Source organism: Hymenobacter sediminicola (assembly GCF_014250515.1).
Taxonomy (GTDB): Bacteria; Bacteroidota; Bacteroidia; order Cytophagales; family Hymenobacteraceae; genus Hymenobacter; species Hymenobacter sediminicola.
This window is the reverse complement of the sequence record NZ_CP060202.1, coordinates 2,044,282-2,062,261: the sequence shown is the minus strand read 5'-3', so window position 1 is coordinate 2,062,261 and position 17,980 is coordinate 2,044,282. Positions and strand designations below refer to the sequence as shown.

Genomic DNA, 17,980 nt, shown 5'->3' with positions numbered 1-17,980 from the left:
CAAATCCTCGGAATGGCAGTAATTTGCCCTTCTTTTCCGACCTTCTCATCTTCCTTTTCTGATTATGCGCAAGCGTTTGCTGCCGCTGTTTTTCTTGCTTTTGTCGCCGCTGAGTTTGTGGGCCTGGGGCGTTGACGGGCACCGGGCCGTGGGCCAGATTGCCGAAAACCACCTCAACCGCAAGGCCCGCCGCGAAGTGCAGCGCCTGCTGGGTACCGAAACTCTGGCTCTGATCAGCACTTGGCCCGATGAAATCCGCTATTACCCCGAGTTCAAGGAAACCGCGCCCTGGCACTACGTCAATTCGCCCGTGGGCTTGAACGAAACCCAGTACCTGCAGGACCTAAAGAGCCAGACCAGCCCCAACGCCTACAACGTGCTGCAGGCCAAACTCAAAGAACTGACCGACCCCGCCAAGTCGCAGGCCGAGAAAGTGGCGGCTCTCAAGTTCGTGGTGCATATCGTGGGTGATGCGCACCAGCCGCTGCACGCCGGCCACGCCGACGACAAAGGCGGCAACGACATCAAGGTGAAATACCGCGGCAAAGACACCAACATGCACAGCCTCTGGGACAGTGGCCTGATTGACTATCAGGGCCTCACCTACTCAGAAATGGCCACTAAATACGACGGTCCCATCCGGCGCCAGCAGGTGCGCGCGTGGCAGGCCGCGTCACCGGAAAGCTGGTTCTGGGAGTCGTACCAAGCCAGTGAACAGGTGTATCGCAGCGCCCCGGCCAACGGCGACATCGACTATAACTACTACCCGGCGCACTCCGAAATGATGAAGCAGCGAATTCAGCAGGCCGGCGTGCGGCTGGCGGGCTTGCTGAACGAAGTGCTAGGTTAACTTTCTGGTACTGAATCTAGTTGAACTGAACGCCAAACGGCCCCACTGACACAGATCAGTGGGGCCGTTTGTATTTCTGGTAGTCAGCTTATTTGTTCTGACTGGACTTGCCATTCAGCCACGCCGCCGCGGCCACGCCGGCACCAACCAGCAAAGCAGCTTTCAGGCCTGTGTTGCTGCGCGTAACGGCTTCGGTGTAGTAGCTGGTTTCGCGGGTGCTGCCAGGGTAGTTGCCGCGCTCCTCCAACTCACCCATGGGCCGGTCGAGGCCGTTTTGCTGCACCGGACGTGGGGCGTAATCGGCCTTTTCCTGCTTTACGAACACCTTTTCCATGAACTGGTCGAGCAGCGCGGGCGTCCAGCGGTTCATGCCGATGAAGGCCCGGCCGCCGCCGCCCACCACTACGTCGCGCTCGGGGTGGGCGGCCGCATGCAGAATGGCGCGGGCTACGGTTTCGGGGGCGTAAGCCGGGGGCGCGTGCTGGGCTTCGCGCTCCATATAGTTTTTGGCGTGAATCGGGTACGGCGTGTCGATGGCCGAAGGCTGAATCAGGGTCACTGAAATCGGGGCTTCGTCCATTTCCAGTTCCATGCGCAATCCATCCGTGAAGCCTTTCACAGCGTGCTTGCTGGCCGAGTAGATGGTCTGCAGAATAGCCGTGACTTCCGACAAAATGCTGCCCACGTTGATGATGGCGCCGCCTTTGCCTTTGAGGTGCTTGGCGGCTTCCAATGAGCCATTCACCAGGCCCCAGAAGTTCACGTCGAACAAACGGCGCATATCTTCCACGGGCACCTGCTCCAGCTTGCCGTAGATGCTCACGCCAGCGTTGTTGATCCAGGTGTCGTAGCCGCCGTAGCGGGTGGCGGCTTCTTGGGCCAGGCGCTGCACGTCCTCGGGCTTGCTCACGTCGGCCACCACGTAATCGGCCCGGCCGCCGGCCTGCCGGATTTCGCTGGTAAGCTGGCGCAGGGCGTCTTCGCTGCGGGCTGCCAGAATCAGGCGGGCGCCGGCCTTGGCCGCCATGCGGGCCGTTACGAGGCCAATGCCGGACGAAGCACCGGTGATAACGATGGTTTGCTGAGAGAGTTTCTTGAGTTTAACTGACATAGTAGTTGGTCGAAGTGGGATGAATAGCGTAGCGTACTGCTGCTAGCAGGCGCCTTTTGACATACGCACCCACCGGCCCGGCGTTGTGTTGCGCTTCTCGGCCCCGGGCCGGCGGCGCGTGCATTTCCGGTTTACCTTTGCCCCATGCCGCATACTTTCTTCGCCCCCGACCTTTCCGGCCACTCCTACACGCTGCCCGAAGACGAAAGCAAGCACGCCGTACGGGTGCTACGCCTCGCCCCCGGTGATGAGGTAGTACTGGTAGATGGCCGCGGCGGCGTGTTTCAGGCCGAAGTGGCGGATGCCAACCCCAAGCGCTGCCAGTTGCGCATCACCCACGAAACGCAGGTGCCACGCCGCCCCTACTTTATACATGTAGCCGTGGCGCCCACTAAAAACCTCGACCGAATGGAATGGCTAGTGGAAAAAGCAGTGGAAATTGGCGTTGACCGCCTCTCTTTTCTGCGTTGTGCCCGCTCGGAGCGGCGCGAGCTGAAGCTGGAGCGTCTGCACAAAATAGCCGTCAGCGCCCTCAAGCAGTCCGGTCAGGCGTGGCTGCCGCAGCTGGATGAGCTGACAGATTTCGCCGACTTCCTGCCAACTATAGAGGGCGCCACCGCCTTCATCGGGCACCTCGAAGAAGGCGACCGGACGCCGCTGGCCCGCGTGGCGGCAGCCGGCAACAGCTGCTGCGTACTCATCGGCCCCGAAGGTGATTTTACGCCCCAGGAAATTGCGGCGGCCTTTGCCCACGGCGTCCGGCCCGTGACCTTGGGTGCCTCCCGGTTACGCACCGAAACGGCCGCGCTGACCGCTGTGCACACGGTGCACGTGGCGCGGGAGCTGGCCGGCTAATCAGTACTGTATTGACTGAGCCACACTGAGCAAGAAAGCGGACAGACCGCTTTTCACGAACATTATCAACTGCTTTTTATGAAGGCCAAGTACCTTTTTGTCCTGGGCATCGGTGCCCTGCTTATGTGGTTTGTAGTGGACGCGCTACGCCAGCCCAGTCCTCAGGACTTGCCCGGAGAGTTTGAGGAAGTAGCCCAGTTCCGCAACGAGAACAATACGGGCCCGATCGTGCGGATTTACGCCGTGACGGTCGGCGACACAACTCGCTGGAAGGAAATGGAGCAGTATGGCGCCTTAATGCCGCACACCAAATACGGCACGACTAAGGTGTTTTTCTTCGCTAAAACCGGCCCTTCGCCAACCACTCTGCACTTGACCCCACCGCACTTCACGCCCGAGCTCAATTCGCATTGCCTGGCTTCCTACGAGAAAGACCTGATGAGCAAAGTTTCCTTCGTCCGCCACCCCTTCAACTAATGCATTGGCTGGGCCCGGCTCGTGGCTGTGCGCTTATCAGCGGGTAGGCGACGAGGAGTTAAGCTTCCGGCCTAGGCTCGACATACTTTATCTGTGCCTGTCCTTCAAATTGCCTGAAGTAGAATACGTCGAAGCAGATTTTCACGAGAAGCAATTTTATAGCTGCCGTGTCTTCGCTGGTAAAGCAGGGTAGGAAAGCCACAAGCTTGTCTCTGCTGTCAAAAAAGCGAAAGCCCAAGCCCAGCAGTTGCCGGACCTGGCTTTTCTCTACCAGATAGTCGTTGCGGAGCCGCCGCATATCCGGGATGGTTACGAGCACCGTTTTCCTAACCATCTTCATCGAACAGGAAAAGCCAGCTGCTGCCCCGAATAACAGCGTGAAGCTTTCAATTCTTTTTTCAAACAGCTTATTCAGGGTTTCCTGCACATGGCTTTGGCCTGAATGAGGCATTCTGCTGGCTGGCATTTCTTGCAACTGAGCCAGCTTGCCCTCTTGTTCCTGCAGAAACGCTTTATCAAATGCGTGCTCAGCGCCTGCTTCAGCAGGCAGAATGGCTTTTATGCGAGCTATTACTGCCGTATGGCGCTGCTTCTCGTCATGCAGCGGATCAGCTAGGTTATGGAGTGTCTGCAGCTTTTGATTTAGCTGCACAAGACCTTTGGAGTAGCGCTGAGCCAGTTTATACTCTCCTTCCTCCACGCAGGAATCTATCAGGAGCTGCAGCTTGTCACGTTCCTGCTGATAGTGTGTCAATAGCTTGCGTAATTTGTTGTTCATAACCGACGACAACGATACCCATAGATAGCCTCGCGGAACTCTGAGGCTGAAAAAAGAACTACACTAGTGCATACTGCCCGAAGCTAATACGGTTTGCCTCTCTCCTCCAAGCGCTACCGTATCGGCCCCTACCTTGCCCACTTTATGCTGAAACAACTTCTTCTGACTGCGCTGCTCCTAGTGTCTTTGACGGCAGCGGCGCCCGTTGCGCCCAGCTTCCGCATTGCCAAGCTGCACTACGGCGGTGGCGGCGACTGGTACGCCAACAAAACCAGCCTGCCCAACCTCATCCGCTTCTGCAACCAAGCCCTGCGCACCAATATCGCGCCCGATGAGGCTACCGTGGAGCTGGACTCGCCGGAACTGCTCAGCTACCCGTTCGTGCACATGACAGGCCATGGCAACGTGTCGTTCACGGAAACGGAGGCCAAAAACCTGCGCCGTTACCTTACCGGCGGCGGTTTCCTGCACATCGACGACAACTACGGCCTAGACCGATTTATCCGGCCCGAAATGAAAAAGGTGTTCCCGGAGCTGGATTTCGTAGAGCTGCCTTTCTCCCACCCCATCTATCACCAGAAGTACCAGTTTCCGCGTGGCTTGCCCAAAATACATGAGCATGACGGCAAGCGCCCCCAAGGCTTCGGGCTACTCTACAAAGGCCGGCTGGTGTGTTTCTATAGCTATGAGTGTGACCTGGGCAACGGCTGGGAAGACCTCGGCACCTATCCCGAAGACACGCCCGCCACACACGAAGCAGCCCTGAAAATGGGCGCCAACCTTGTCAGCTACGCTCTTACGCAGGACTAGTCCTGCCGTAAGTCAGAAAAATAAGCCCAACGTATTCACAGAAAAGGCCCCACCTTATCAGGTGGGGCCTTTTCTATTATAGCATCTGCTGGTTTGGTAGATGTGGCTTTACCGCAATCAAAACTTGGGTTTCAAAATCTCGCTCAATACGAAGGCAGCTCGCAGGTTGGCGGGCTGGCGCAGCATATCGGTTACAGTATTACGGGCGGGCTCTTTGTCCTGGGCTTGCTGCCGGGTCCAGTAGTCGTTGGAAACCGGGCGGGCGCTAGCGCGCGACAGGTCAGACGCCCGGCGGGCTTCGTGCAGCGGCACTTCCAGTGAGCGGGCTTCCGCAGTAGCTTCCAACGATTTAGCGGCTTGCCGGGTGCGCTCCAGGCTGCGCGCCGCTGGTGCCCCCTCCTGAGGCAAGGGCCTGCCAGCCGGAGTGGTGGTTTCGGCAGCCGAGGGCCTATTTTGCTGGTTCTGGGCCTGCATTTGCCGAAGCAATTCCTCAAACGACGTAGCGGGCAAACCCGGCGCTACCGGGCGGGGCCTCCCCTCCGGATCGGGGCGGGAGTAGCGGCGCTCCTGCCGTTCCTGCTGCGTGGTGGCGCGCGCCTTCTGCACCATGCGCCAGATAAACGCGCCCAGCCCCAACAGTATCCAAAGCAAGGTTTGTATCTTTTCCATGGGAGCAAATGGCTGGCTTACCGGCAAAATGAGCCGTAAGCCTGGTTTTGTGGGTTGTCAGACAGTTTCCTGGCTCTGCAGAGCAGCAGGACCTAACGTACACCTTTTTCGGGGAAGCGGCCCTGCTTGGTACGGTAGAAGGCTTTAATTTCCTCCAAGTCCTTTTCGTAGTCGCCGGTGGGCCAGAACGCGGGGCCCACGCCGGCCTCCTTGTTTTTATAATCGAGGTAACCGAGCAGAATGGGGACGCCCGCGCCCATGGCTGCATGGTAGAATCCTTTGCGCCACTTGGGCTGGTAGTTGCGCGTGCCTTCTGGCGTAATGAGAATCACTAACTCGTTGCGCTCCTTAAACAGCTGCACCATGCCATCCACGAGGCTGTTGTTCTTGCTGCGGTCCACAGCCAAGCCGCCCAACGAGCGAACCAGCCCGCCCAGCAGCGGAATGGTAGTCCACTCCTTCTTGATGGTAAGCCGCACATCCACGTCCATGAGGAAAAACGCGGCGCGGGCAAAGATGAAGTCCCAGTTGCTGGTGTGCGGCGCGGCAATCATCATGCTCTTCTTGATTTCGGGCGGAACCTGTGGCCCCAGCCGCCAGCCAGCTACGGCAAAAATTGCTTTAGAAATGTAGTACCAGAAAGTGGAGGTCTTGCGAGAGGCCATGCAGGAAGTAAAAAACAGCGGGGTGAGAAAACGCTGCCAGAAGTCAAAACTAGGAAAATAAGTGCGTGAAGCCGCAGCCTGCTCTGGCTGCCCCGTAGTGGCCTACCTACTTTGCCACCAGGGCCGCCAGCTCAGTGGCCTGCGCCAGGGTGTGGCGGTAACCGATGTCAAACAGCTCCTGCCCGCGCTGGTAGTCCAACGGGCGGTAGGTGCGCAATTCGTCCGGCTCCAGGAGCAAGTCGCATTGCAGTTTGCTAAGCATGCTGTTGGCCCCAATCACCAAGTTTAACGTGCGCTCCACCAGACTCCGGAAGCTCGTGACCCGCGCCGCGCGGTTGGTCGGGATGCAGTTGACGGCCACTACGGGCCAGCCCAGGCCCAGCAGCGCATCTACGGGCAGGTTATTGAGCAGGCCGCCGTCTACCAGTTGCCGCCCCTGGTACTCTACGGGCCGGTACAGCACTGGCACCGCCGACGAGGCCAGCAGCGGCTGAATCAGGGGGCCTTCAGAGAAATACACCGAAGCACCTTCCGTCAGGTCGGTAGCCACCAGTGTCAGCGGCGTTTTCAGGTCGGCGAAAGTGCAGTCGGCCCCGAGGTGCTGCGCGAACAGTTGCTCTACCGCGCCCAGATTGAGCAGACCATAGCGGCTGAATGCCATACGCGTGAGCCGGGTAATGCTGACGCCCATAAACAGGCGCAGAATCTCGCGGGGCGCAAAGCCCGCCGCATAAAACGCCCCCGCAATAGCCCCCGACGACACCCCCGCAATATGCCCGATGGGCAGCTGCAGCTCGTCCAGCGCGGCTAGTACGCCCAGGTGTGCAATGCCCCGCGCCCCGCCGCCCGAAAGCGCCAAGGCCAAGCCTTTCACTGGCGCAATATTGTTTGGGAGAGAAAGTGAGGCGTCCGGCATGGTCACGTAAACGAAGCAATCCGCAGATCCGTCACTTTCTGTTTTAGAGTTCTGCCAACCGGAAGGTTTCGGCCAGACGCACGCCTTTTTCGGTGTGCTGCACCGTGCAGCATTCGTTAGCGGCGTCGTGCTCGAGCACCAGCACCCAGTTTTCGTCGGCGGCCCGGCGCAGCACCTGCTCCTTCTCGGTCAGGGTCTGCAGCGGGCGCACGTCGTAGGCCATGACGTAGGGCAGCGGAATGTGCGCGGTGCTGGGCAGCAAATCGGCCATGAACGCCAGCGTGCGGCCTTTATATTCCACTAGCGGCACCATCATTTTCTCGGTGTGCCCATCAGCGAAAAGGATGTCGCGGAACATGGGCAGCGTTTCGGGTGCGCCGGCCGCGGGGCTTACAAACTGCAGGTGGCCGCTTTCCTGAATCGGCAGGATGTTTTCCTTCAGAAAGCTGGCTTTCTCGCGCGGGTTCGGCGTCACGGCCCAGTCCCAGTGGCTTTGGTTGCTCCAGTAGGTGGCATTCGGGAAGGCCAGTTCCAGCTTGTCGGGGGCGGTGCGCACTACTGAGCCGCCGCAGTGGTCGAAGTGCAGATGGGTCAGAAACACGTCCGTAATATCCGTTGAAGTGAAGCCCAGCTTCCGCAGCGACTTTTCCAGCGTGTCGTCGCCATGCAGGTAGAAATGCCCCCGAAACTTCTCGTCCTGCTTGTCGCCGATGCCGTTGTCTACCAGCATCAGCCGGCCACCATCCTCAATCAGCAGGCAGCGCATGGCCCAGGTACACATGTTGTTGGCATCGGGCGGATTCAACTTCTGCCACATGCTTTTGGGCACCACGCCAAACATGGCGCCGCCATCGAGCTTAAACAAACCAGTATCGAGGGTATGAACGTGCATGAGCAGGTGGGATGGGTTTGGGCAGTAAAGGAATAAAAAAATGTCATCCTGAGCAGCGCGAAAGTTCTTCACGCTGCTCAAGATGACAGAATATCTTTCGGCGAGCTGCTTTATTCCAGCACCACGCCCATTGCCGAGAACTTGTCGATGCGCTGGCTGATGCGCTCCTCTGCCGGCAGGGCTTCCAGCTCGTCGAGGGTTTTGAGGATGGTCTTTTTCAGGGTTTTGATCATCGTGGCCTGGTCGGTGTGGGCGCCGCCTAGGGGCTCCTTCACGATGCCGTCTACCAGCTTGTTGCCCAGCATATCAGTGGCCGTGAGCTTGAGGGCTTCCGCTGCCTGCTCCTTGTAGTCCCAGGAGCGCCACAGAATGCTGCTGCACGACTCCGGCGAAATAACCGAGTACCAAGTATTCTCCAGCATCAGCACCCGGTCGCCGATGGCAATACCAAGCGCACCGCCCGAAGCACCTTCACCGATGATGATGCAGATAACCGGCACCTTCAGCAGAAACATTTCCTTCAGGTTGCGGGCAATAGCCTCGCCCTGCCCCCGCTCCTCAGCCTCCAGGCCCGGAAACGCGCCGGGCGTGTCAATCAGCGTCACAATGGGCTTGCCGAACTTCTCGGCCAGTTTCATCAGGCGCAGGGCCTTGCGGTAGCCTTCCGGGTTGGGCATCCCGAAACGGCGCAGTTGGCGCTGCTTGGTGTTGCGCCCCTTCTGCTGCCCAATAAACATCACCGAGCGGCCATCCAGCTCAGCAAAGCCGCCGACCATGGCTTGGTCGTCGGCTACAGTCCGGTCGCCATGCAGTTCCACGAACTTATCGGCCATGCCCTCAATATAGTCGAGGGTATAGGGCCGGTCGGGGTGGCGCGAGAGTTGCACACGCTGCCAGCGGGTGAGGTTGGCGTAGGTTTCCTTCTTAAGAGTCTTGATTTTTGACTCAAGGGCCGCTACGGCTTCCGAAACATCAACCTGGCTGTCGAGGGCCAGTTGCTGCATTTCACGGAGCTTGCCTTCGAGAGCGGCAATAGGTTGTTCAAAATCGAGGAGCATTGCCACGGCAGAGTGGGTGGGTTGGCGGAGTGAGAGAAGAAAGCAAAGGTAAGCGAAGCCATGCACACCGCACACCGCCAAGCCCCGCCGATTTTTCTGAAAAATTTTCTCCCTGAGAAACAGCCTTCAACAGTTCTGCGCAACGCTTTTTCACATCTTTTTTGCGGGTTATGTTGCGTACTCCGCCGCCGCCATCTACTTTTGCACCACTTCAACGCCTCGGCAGCGAAGTAATGGTTCGGTAGTTCAGTTGGTTAGAATGCCGCCCTGTCACGGCGGAGGTCGCGGGTTCGAGTCCCGTCCGGACCGCAAAGGCCCTTCAGAGAAATCTGAAGGGCCTTTTGCTTTTTCCGGGCTTGCCAGTTCGCAATTCTGTAGATGAATATTTCTGCTTTGAGAATGTCCTCATCTATAGCCAAAGATTGGAGTTGCTTTTTGCGAGGCGAGGACTACAAAAGAATACCGTCGGCTCAATTGGCCCGCCAATAAAGTTACTGCAGGCTGCTCTTTAGTATCAAAAGAGAGAGAAAATTGATGTTATGCCACATTACCGTTGCCTTTGATTATCAATTCAGTGCATTAGAAAAGCCTGGTAGCAATAACAAAAACATCATTTTTTATTCATTAAAGCAGCTTTTGAGGTTGTAAATTTCAAAAGCCCTCCTACCTTTGCAGCACCTTATCGGAAAGCAGCTGGCTTCCCGGAAAGATGAACTGGTTCGGTAGTTCAGTTGGTTAGAATGCCGCCCTGTCACGGCGGAGGTCGCGGGTTCGAGTCCCGTCCGGACCGCAAAGGCCCTTCAGAGAAATCTGAAGGGCCTTTTGCTTTTCCATCTTTTCTCAACGTCCATCAACACTCTATTTGGTTTCGCTGGCTCTGATGTGCAGCAACTATTGCCTGTTTGAGAAGGCAACTTTTTTCAAGAACTAAAAACGACCATAATACACTCCTAAATTGTCTTAAGGCATGATTTTGTAGCTGTTTTAATATATCATCAATACTATTCATTGTATATTTTTTTGTTATTTTAGGATTAAATAATTGCAAAGAGAAGTCAGGCTGAATATCTTAGGACATCGGTTCACCCTTAACAACCAACCACCTATGAGAAAATCAGTACTGTTAATACCCGCCCTGATTGCTGTCGTTGGCCTGTCGCAAGCTGCTGCGGGTTCCTCTACGGCCCTGCTTGCCATTACGGCCCCGACTGGCCAACTGGATGCCGCCGCTACTCCGGAAGCAGCGCCCATTTTCAAGTCGAAGCCGATTCTGCACCGCCCGAATTACACCTATTACAAAGCCGACAAGAAGAAAAAAGGCATTTTCCGCCTCTTGTCTTTCGGCAAATAACCCTCCACCTCCCCATCACACAGAGGCCCGGCGTCATCCGCCGGGCCTCTGTGCATTTATGCGTGTTTTATGGCTAGCGGCTGACAACCGCCATACGCTGGCAGAGGTCTTCGATATCAGCACGGCGGGCCAAGGCCGCCAGCCACTCTGCCGGAATAGCAGCCTCTCCGTACTGCAGCCCGGCTAGTCCGCCTACTACAGCACCGGTGGTATCGGTATCATCGCCGAGGTTGACGGCCGCCAGCACCGTTTCGGCGTAGCTGGAATAGTGGAGCAGGCACCATAGGGCCGCTTCAAGGGTATGCACCACATAGCCACCGCTGCTGATAGCCGATACTGCTACTTGAGGTAGTTGGCCGCTGAGGATACGTTCGAATTGGTCAATTTCTTTTGCGGGAACGTGCAGGCGCGACAGTTGTGCCGGGGCTTCCCGGCACAATTCTGCATACGCTACTGTGGGTGTGAGGCCGGCCCGTAGATGGCGCGCCATTTCCAGATACAGCCAGCAGGCAATAGCCGAGCGAATATGGCCGTGTGTAACGGCCGACACGTCCCAAATCAACTGGAAGCGGCTTTCTAGGGGCAGATCCGTTTTGTAGAATGCCAGCGGCAGAATACGCATCAGTGCTCCGTTGCCATTGCTGAACTCGTCGGTGCCACCGGCCAAAGTCAGGTCGTCATCCGCTTTCAGGCGCTGAATTGCTTCCCGCGTCGTGATACCGATATCAAAGACAGAGCCGTGTGGTGTCCACAAGTTCTTGTAATACCAGTGGCAGCAGTTTTCGGCCAGTTTTCTGACGGTGAAACCGTCCGCAATAGCTTCAGCGAGACAAAACGTAAGCGAGGCATCGTCAGACCAGGTGCCGGCAGGCTGGTGGTGCGTGCCATAGGCGCGCATACTTACTACGGGGTCGGTGTGGCGGGCGGCGCGGCTCTGAAACTCCACCGGCACCCCCAGCGCGTCGCCGGTAGCAAGGCCGAGTAAGGCGGCCCGAACTTGGAGTTCGGTAGAAGGAAGACTGAACATAGAATAGACCGATAAAATGGGGCCGAAAGGTAGCCGTTTGCCCCGTGACAGATGGCGCCCCACCTTGACTTCGGATGGCAAGAAACAGCGGAGCGTTTGCCCGGCGCTTCCCCTACTCCACTACAGCCTGCTTGCTGGCTGAGCGGCCGAATCTGGTGGGGAAGTACATCAGTTCGGCTTTGGCCGGATTGACGGTGTAACGGCCCCGGTAGCGCGGCTGCAACGCTACCCGGAACGTATGGCGCCCCACCGGCAGCACATCCATAAAGATGCCAACCTGATGGCGAAGGTATTCGCGGTGTACCTCGAAATAGTTGCCAGGTGCCTTTTCGCCGTAAGAACAACCAGCCGGAATAGGCACTTCGAGCAGTACGTAGCGAGCTTCGGCCTTCACGTCTACAGTCACAACTAATTCCGTAGGCTGACCGGCACGCAGCTTTACGCGGTTCCCCACTTGCCCGGCCAGCGTCGTACTAACGACAAACGGTGCGGCTTTGGGCTCGGGAGCGGCGTTCCAGAACGACTGATAGGCAGTAGCATAGACCGGCAGCCCTCCTTCCTTATGCAGGATGAGCGGCCCGGTGGCAGCTGAAACCTTCACTTCAAACGGAAACGTGCGCACGTCCTCGGTGAGCAGACCGCTAAGCCGGGCACGAGCCACCAGGCCATTGCCGCCTGGCACCAGTAGGTCGGGCACAATGGTTTCCAGGATTTGAGCCGCTTCGTAGGTACTGCTCCAATGGCTACCGTTGCGCCGCTGCTGCAGCAGAAATGTACGGATGCGCGTCAGTTCGGCCTCCTGGCTGCCTTTGGCCCGCAGCAGCCGGTAAGCCAGCAGCGTATTGCCAATCCGGTCGGGCAGCAGATAGCGGTAGAAAGAGCCCAGGCGCAATGTATCGGCATAGAATGCGCCGCCCAGCTCGTTGCGCAACCGGTAGCGGCGCAGTGTATCGAGCTGAAATGGCAGGCCCAATTGCTGCCGCAGATTGGTGAGGGCCAGGTACCGGTCGAGAGGCTGACGGCCCTTCTGCTCGCGCTCCAGCCGCGCCACGTAGCTCCGGAAATCAGGCTGAGCTCCGAGGTGGCGGAGCACTTGCAGCAGCCGGATCCGGTCGTCGTCAGTGCGGAAATACAACGCATCGAGGTGGCGGCCCGCCGGCGTGGCCGCCAGCGACGCCCGAATGGTGGCATCGGCAAAGGCGTAATCGAGCTGCTTGAGCAGGTAGCTGCGGAGTGCATTCCGGTCGAACTTCACCGTATAGCCCTGCTTCTCGGCTTCCAACAGCGCCTCCACTACGTGCACCGAGGCCCAGGGACTTACCGGCGACGTGGGCCAGGTGCCCCATAGGCCTTCGGGCTGATGGCGGCCACGCAGCAGGTGCCGGATAAGGCGGTTCACATCCTTTTCACCTTTGAATTCCTGCTGCAACGCCACTCGAATTCGTTGCTCCAGCAGCACCGTTTTGAGCTTGGAGGCGGCCTGCTCGTTGCAGAGGTAGGCATAACGCTGCACGTGCTGGATTTCGTCGAGTAGCGTGGGCAGCGGGTCACTTTCCAGGCGCACGGTTACGTTGCCCAATTCAGGGCGCACGGGCAGCGTAAGGGTGGTATCGGAGGCCGTGAGAACGACGAAGCTGCCCACCCGCTCCCGCGTGCCGGCCGGCAACACCGGAATGTTGCGCAACTCTCCATCCTGATACCCATTGGGTTGCGCGAGGCTAAAGCTCACCTGCACCGAGTCTACGTTAGCAGGCGCGGTGATGGTAAGCGTATCGAGCACAGCCGTGACAAGCTGGTGGCGCTGGGTGCGGGCTGGCCCCTCACCCACCCGAAAGCTGGTTGTGACCTGCGCTGTGTCGGGGAGGTAGTTAAGGGATTTGCCGATGAGCTGGGCCCGGTCGCCCTGGATGAGGAAGCGCGGCGCGGCTAACTCACCCAGCACCGCCTTAAAGGAGCGCATGAGACTGGTGAACGTGCCGGTACGGGCGTGGTCGTCGGAGGCCAGCACGAAAGTGTCCCAGCCGGTAATGTCGTCGGGCACCACCACTTCGGTGCTGGCACGGCCCTGCTGGTCGGTGACGAGCGTAGGACGCCACCAGCCGGAGTCGGAGAAGCGGCGGCGCAACGCCAGGCGCGGGTCGCGCCCATTGCTGGGCTGTCCGTCGGGGCCAACCGACTGGTCGGGTTTGAGGCCCAGCGCCGTCTGGCCGCCAATACCGGATTTGGTACGGATGATGATGACGCCGTTGGCACCTCGCGAGCCGAATGTAGCGGCGGCTTCGGCCCCGCGTAGCACCTTTAAGTTGGCAATATCATCGGGGTTAATATCAGTCTGCTTGCCCGTAAACGGCAATCCATCGACAATAAGCAGTGGCCCATTGCCACCGCTCATGGTGGCCGAGCCCCGAATCATGATAGTCGATGAGCCGGAAGTTTGCCCGGTTATGGCAACGCCAGCAGCCCGGCCTTGCAAAGCGGAACTATTGATTGTGGACACAGAACCGGTGATTTCGTGGCGGCTTTGCGGCGCGCCGTATCCCGTCACTACCACTTCGCTGAGTTGCTTAGAGTCAGTTTCCAGACCTACCATGATGTCCCGGCTATCAAGTATTCGCTCCAGGCTCACGTAGCCGATATAAGAAAACGTCAGCACGCCGCCAGTCGGTGGCACAGCCAGGGCGAAGCTGCCGTCGGCATTCGTACTGGTTCCGGTGGTAGTGCCTTTCAGCAGCACCGTCACGCCGGGCAGGCCTTCGCCGGAGTGCTTGTCCTCGACCCGCCCACGCTGCACACGCCAGCCGGGTTGTGGTATTACGGGCGTGGTAACCATTATTTCGCGGCGGGCTTCGCGAATTTCCTGAGCGGAAGGTGGCACCGGCTTGGGCAGCCGCTCACGGACCAACCGTACAAAGCGTCGGCGCAGCGCCTGAGCGGCCGTGCTTTTTGGCAGCTGATCTGCCCGCTCCAGCTGCACGTAGGTGGCACCATTGGGCTGAACGCGAAGGTCGGCGTCGGGAGCCAGCACCGTGCTATCGGCCAGCAGCAGGGCCACGCGGTAGCGGCCGGCGGGCAGGGCATGAATGGTTGGGGGCAGGCCACGCTCCAGCCGCACAAACTTGGCATTGCCGGGCTGCGTAACGAGCGAATACCGTACCGGAGGCAGGCTTTCGTGCGGGTTGGCGGTGGGCTCAGGCAGGCGAACAATCAGGCGGCCCTGGCCTATAGGCGTACTCTGGGGGGTACTAATGACAGGTTCAGGACTAGGGGCCCGGTAGTAATTGGTGGATGGCTGCGGCTTCATATCAGCCTCGGTGTAGGCGAAATCGGCGAAGGGCAGTGGCGCAAAGCTGGCCGCAGCCGACAGCCCACCGAACTCGTTGCCCTGGGCGCAACGCAGCTTTAGCAGGCCCGGCTCGAAGGTGTAGCGGTAGTTGGGTTCGAGCAGAAATTTCTGGCGCAGCTCGTCGGTACGGCGCAGCAGCACCGAATCGGGCTGGAAGGGGCCGCCGAGGTGGAAAGTGCTGTTGTGGTAGCGGTTGTAGGAGGCATAGCTGTAGCTGGTGGTGCCAGAGTTGCGCTCCAACGCCGGCCGGCCGGCCCCCAGTGGCTGCAGGCGGTTGCCCTGGCGCAGCAGCACCCGCTCATCAAGCTGGTTTTTATCGACCAGGATCAGAAAGCGTTGTAGTTCTTCCTGTTCCTGACGGGTCAAGGGCCCACGTTTTTCTACGGTCAGTTCGTGGCAGGGCCGGTTGGGGTCGATGCTGAGCGTAAGCTTATGCAGGTGGCGCAGGTACACATCGTGCAGCGACACAAGACGGTCGGGTGTGCGGATGGCTACGGTGTGCCGGCCACTGTCGGCCACCAGTGCGAAAGGCTCTTCGCTATTCACGGCCGCCACAAAAACCGGCAGGCCATCCACGTACACCGCCACGGCCGGCTGCACCCGCCCCGAATCCACGACGAAAGGCGAAATTTGGGTGATGCCACCTGGAGCGGTCTGGTACTCGTAGAACGCGCCGTAGTCGGGGTACAGAAAATGATAGAACCGCAGCGAATCGAGGCCCAGCTGCTTGCGCCACGCGCCCCACTCCAGCTTTTGCCGGCCGGTTTGCGCGGTCTGGTTCTCGAACCCTGCTCCCAGCCCAAACCGCCGCAGCGACAGTCGGCCGGCCACCGGCGGCTCAAAATCGGGCAGTTCCGGCGCTTCGTCTTCCTCAAACTTGCTGGTGTGAGCATAAGCCGTAAGGTCAGCGTCGGGCACGGGCCGGCCGCCGCCATCCGTGACGGTGTAGCGGAGCTTCACGCGCTGCCCCGGATATACCACATCGGGCTGCTCGGCCTGCACCAGCAGGCGGTGCTGGGGCAGCGGTACGTTGTATTCGGCGGTTTGCAGCCGGCCGGCCCAGAAGTAGTGCATCGATACATACCATGTCTCGGCGCCGGGCGCCGGTAAGGCAAGCGTGAGGTCGGAGCCGTAGCCGCGCTGCACCAGCTCGTTGCCGCGGTAGAGGTAATACCAGAACGGCAGGCGGTGCGGGTTTTCGGCGGCCAGCACAATGGAATCGTGGCTGCGGGCAGAGCGCAGCTGCAGACCGGCGTTGGTGGTGTTCAGGTAGACGGTTTCGGTGTGGCCGTCGGTATCAGAGAGGCGGTAGTGGGTAGCGCGGGCGTCGAGGAGGCGGGCCAGCGGCAGCTGCACGGTTTCGGTGCGCCGCTCTATGGTGCCGAGGTAGTTGAAGGTTTCTGTTTCCAGCGTAGCGGGGCGAGGCTGTTGCACACCACGCACTTCGTAGCGGGCTACCAGCGAGTCGTGGCGCAGTTCCAGCTTCAGTTCACCGGGGTCAAGCGCATAGGAAACAGAAGCCGACTGGGTGCGCCGCTCGTTGTCGCCGTTGAGAAAGGCTGCCTGCACGCTATAGGTGAAGTTGGCGGCGGGCAGGGCCGTTTCGGGTAGGTTGAGCCGGGTTTCGCCGGTAGCATCGAGTGGCTGGGCGCGGGTCCAGAGGGTGTCGGGCACAAATACCTGCCGGCCGGGGAAGCGGCCCACAGTGGCGGGCGTCACGCTCAGGCGCACCCGCGCATCCAGCAGGTTCAATTCGTTGGCATCTTGCCCGCGCAGAAACAGAGCCTGCGGTGTGCCGCGCCGGTGGGGCGTTTCGGCGGCGCGCAGGGTGTAGCGGGTATTTTTCAGTTCGTAGTCCTCAAAGCGGAAGCTGGCACTGATGATTTCGTCGGCGTCTTCGTGTTTGGGGTCGTCGAGGTGTACCTCTATGATCCGGTCAAGACGCAGACCCAGCGTATCGGACAGCGGCAATGTGTACTCATAGGTACCGGGCCGCACGGGATGCAGCCGGGTCACGGGTTTGGTGCGCTCTGTGTTCGACAGCCACAGGTCCACTGGTTTCCGGTACGGTCGGCCGTCGCGGCGGCGCAGCACGCGGGCCTTCAGGCGCAGCGTGTCGCCGGGGCGGTAGCGGGGCTGGCTCAGGGCTATAAAGCCGGTCCACTGCTGGGGGCGCTGGGCCCGTTTGTTTTCGCGCTGGTTCTGCCGCTCGTCACGCACGTCTTCGCTGAACGGTGAGCGAAGCAGCCCAATCAGCCCAGTAGTTACGTAGGAAACGTGCCGCAGCTCCCCTACCAGCTTGCGCACTGGCCGCGTGAGGTAGCCCAGCGGAAAACCATATACGACCCTGTTCAGCACGCGCCGCCACGCCCACTGCGGCCTTCCCGATTGGGCATACGGGAACGTCTGTTGCAGCGCGTGATACGTGGTGCGCCCACCCTGCTCCACGGCCAGCAGCCCGGCCCGGCCTGCTTTGCCCGGCAGCCGATAGGTGCGCGTAGCCACATCGAAAGGCACACGGCGCCCCTTGGGCAAACTCACTTGAGCATCGGGTAGCAGGCGGCCTAATGAGTCGCGCACAAGCAGCGTAAGGTCTACTTGGTTGTCGAGCACGATGAGCTGGCGGTCCGTAACAGCCCGCAGCCAGTAAACCAGTTGCGGGCCTTCGGTATGGGCCACCAGGTAGTAGCCCGGCGGCAACGGCCGGCGCTGGCCAGCAGCCTGGCTGTCCGTCGGAAACGAGTCAACGGGCTGGGTGAAAAACTCGCGCCGGGCCTGGCTAAGGCTGGTTTCGTAGAGTTGCCGGGTCTGGGCGTCGGTGAGGCGAAAAACCTTGGTGAGGTAGCTGTGCTGGCGGGCAGCAGGCAACTTTTGCTGGGCGGGCAGCGCCAGAGGCAGCAAGAGCAGCAGCGCGACGGTGAGGGAGCGTAGGAATAGCGGCATAAGCAGGGAGATTGTCTGCTTGTGATGCCTCCGTGGCTCCTATTCCACACGGTAAGCCACACTTTTCATCCTTTTTTAAATTTTGAGCGGCTCCTTGCATTTTGCCGTCTGCAGGGGATGAACAGCAAATCCACGCATAAAATCATATATATCAGACCATTAACGCGCTAAATCCAGAACTGAATTAGTAGAAGTGTATAAAGGTTGTTCCTTCCTGTCAGAGCTTCTATTCTTA

Annotated in this window: 14 protein-coding genes and 2 tRNA genes; 7 read left to right on the top strand and 9 right to left on the bottom strand. The window is 59.3% G+C overall.

From position 1 onward, the window contains the following. Window positions 1–64: 64 nt before the first annotated feature. On the top strand, window positions 65–850 hold the full coding sequence (locus H4317_RS08720) for a S1/P1 nuclease (protein ID WP_185889735.1): 786 nt from the start codon (window positions 65–67) through the stop codon (window positions 848–850). Window positions 851–938: 88 nt separating this feature from the next. On the opposite strand, the gene H4317_RS08715 is transcribed toward H4317_RS08720, so the two are convergent. Next, the gene (locus tag H4317_RS08715) at window positions 939–1,961 is read right to left on the bottom strand and encodes an SDR family oxidoreductase (protein ID WP_185889734.1); all 1,023 of its coding nucleotides are present in this window, start codon (window positions 1,959–1,961) and stop codon (window positions 939–941) included. Window positions 1,962–2,105: 144 nt separating this feature from the next. On the opposite strand from H4317_RS08715, the gene H4317_RS08710 reads away from it, so the two are divergent. Both H4317_RS08710 and H4317_RS08705 read left to right on the top strand, forming a co-directional pair. Continuing rightward, complete coding sequence (locus tag H4317_RS08710; RefSeq protein WP_185889733.1) at window positions 2,106–2,816, top strand: 16S rRNA (uracil(1498)-N(3))-methyltransferase; 711 nt, start codon at window positions 2,106–2,108, stop codon at window positions 2,814–2,816. 78 nt (window positions 2,817–2,894) lie between these two features. After that, window positions 2,895–3,293 carry a hypothetical protein gene (locus tag H4317_RS08705; protein WP_185889732.1) on the top strand — a complete coding sequence of 133 codons (399 nt, stop codon included), beginning with the start codon at window positions 2,895–2,897 and terminating at the stop codon, window positions 3,291–3,293. A gap of 58 nt (window positions 3,294–3,351) precedes the next feature. Here H4317_RS08705 and H4317_RS08700 read toward each other — a convergent pair whose 3' ends face one another. Further along, window positions 3,352–4,071, bottom strand: coding sequence for a hypothetical protein (locus H4317_RS08700; protein ID WP_185889731.1), 720 nt, complete (start codon window positions 4,069–4,071; stop codon window positions 3,352–3,354). 144 nt (window positions 4,072–4,215) lie between these two features. Here H4317_RS08700 and H4317_RS08695 point away from each other — a divergent pair, with 144 nt between their 5' ends. Beyond that, window positions 4,216–4,881: a DUF4159 domain-containing protein gene (locus tag H4317_RS08695; RefSeq protein WP_185889730.1), complete on the top strand. Its 666-nt coding sequence runs from the start codon at window positions 4,216–4,218 to the stop codon at window positions 4,879–4,881. 117 nt (window positions 4,882–4,998) lie between these two features. Here H4317_RS08695 and H4317_RS08690 read toward each other — a convergent pair whose 3' ends face one another. From H4317_RS08690 to H4317_RS08670, 5 genes are all read right to left on the bottom strand, one after another. Then, window positions 4,999–5,550 carry a hypothetical protein gene (locus H4317_RS08690; protein ID WP_185889729.1) on the bottom strand — a complete coding sequence of 184 codons (552 nt, stop codon included), beginning with the start codon at window positions 5,548–5,550 and terminating at the stop codon, window positions 4,999–5,001. A gap of 92 nt (window positions 5,551–5,642) precedes the next feature. Continuing rightward, window positions 5,643–6,215 carry a 1-acyl-sn-glycerol-3-phosphate acyltransferase gene (locus H4317_RS08685; RefSeq protein WP_185889728.1) on the bottom strand — a complete coding sequence of 191 codons (573 nt, stop codon included), beginning with the start codon at window positions 6,213–6,215 and terminating at the stop codon, window positions 5,643–5,645. 106 nt (window positions 6,216–6,321) lie between these two features. Next, a complete protein-coding gene (locus tag H4317_RS08680) occupies window positions 6,322–7,131 on the bottom strand; it encodes a patatin-like phospholipase family protein (protein ID WP_185889727.1) in 810 nt (269 codons plus the stop codon). A 43-nt stretch (window positions 7,132–7,174) separates the two neighbouring features. Further along, window positions 7,175–8,023, bottom strand: a complete 849-nt coding sequence (locus H4317_RS08675) for an MBL fold metallo-hydrolase (protein WP_185889726.1) — start codon at window positions 8,021–8,023, stop codon at window positions 7,175–7,177. 110 nt (window positions 8,024–8,133) lie between these two features. After that, window positions 8,134–9,081: an acetyl-CoA carboxylase carboxyltransferase subunit alpha gene (locus tag H4317_RS08670; protein WP_185889725.1), complete on the bottom strand. Its 948-nt coding sequence runs from the start codon at window positions 9,079–9,081 to the stop codon at window positions 8,134–8,136. Between the two features lie 235 nt (window positions 9,082–9,316). On the opposite strand from H4317_RS08670, the gene H4317_RS08665 reads away from it, so the two are divergent. From H4317_RS08665 to H4317_RS08655, 3 genes are all read left to right on the top strand, one after another. After that, window positions 9,317–9,390: transfer RNA gene (locus H4317_RS08665), tRNA-Asp, on the top strand. A gap of 407 nt (window positions 9,391–9,797) precedes the next feature. After that, window positions 9,798–9,871: transfer RNA gene (locus H4317_RS08660), tRNA-Asp, on the top strand. Window positions 9,872–10,186: 315 nt separating this feature from the next. Next, the gene (locus H4317_RS08655; protein ID WP_185889724.1) at window positions 10,187–10,432 is read left to right on the top strand and encodes a hypothetical protein; all 246 of its coding nucleotides are present in this window, start codon (window positions 10,187–10,189) and stop codon (window positions 10,430–10,432) included. A gap of 73 nt (window positions 10,433–10,505) precedes the next feature. On the opposite strand, the gene H4317_RS08650 is transcribed toward H4317_RS08655, so the two are convergent. After that, on the bottom strand, window positions 10,506–11,459 hold the full coding sequence (locus tag H4317_RS08650; RefSeq protein WP_185889723.1) for an ADP-ribosylglycohydrolase family protein: 954 nt from the start codon (window positions 11,457–11,459) through the stop codon (window positions 10,506–10,508). Between the two features lie 112 nt (window positions 11,460–11,571). Further along, window positions 11,572–17,745 (bottom strand): carboxypeptidase-like regulatory domain-containing protein, encoded by a 6,174-nt coding sequence (locus tag H4317_RS08645; RefSeq protein WP_185889722.1) that lies wholly within the window; start codon window positions 17,743–17,745, stop codon window positions 11,572–11,574. Window positions 17,746–17,980 lie beyond the last annotated feature (235 nt).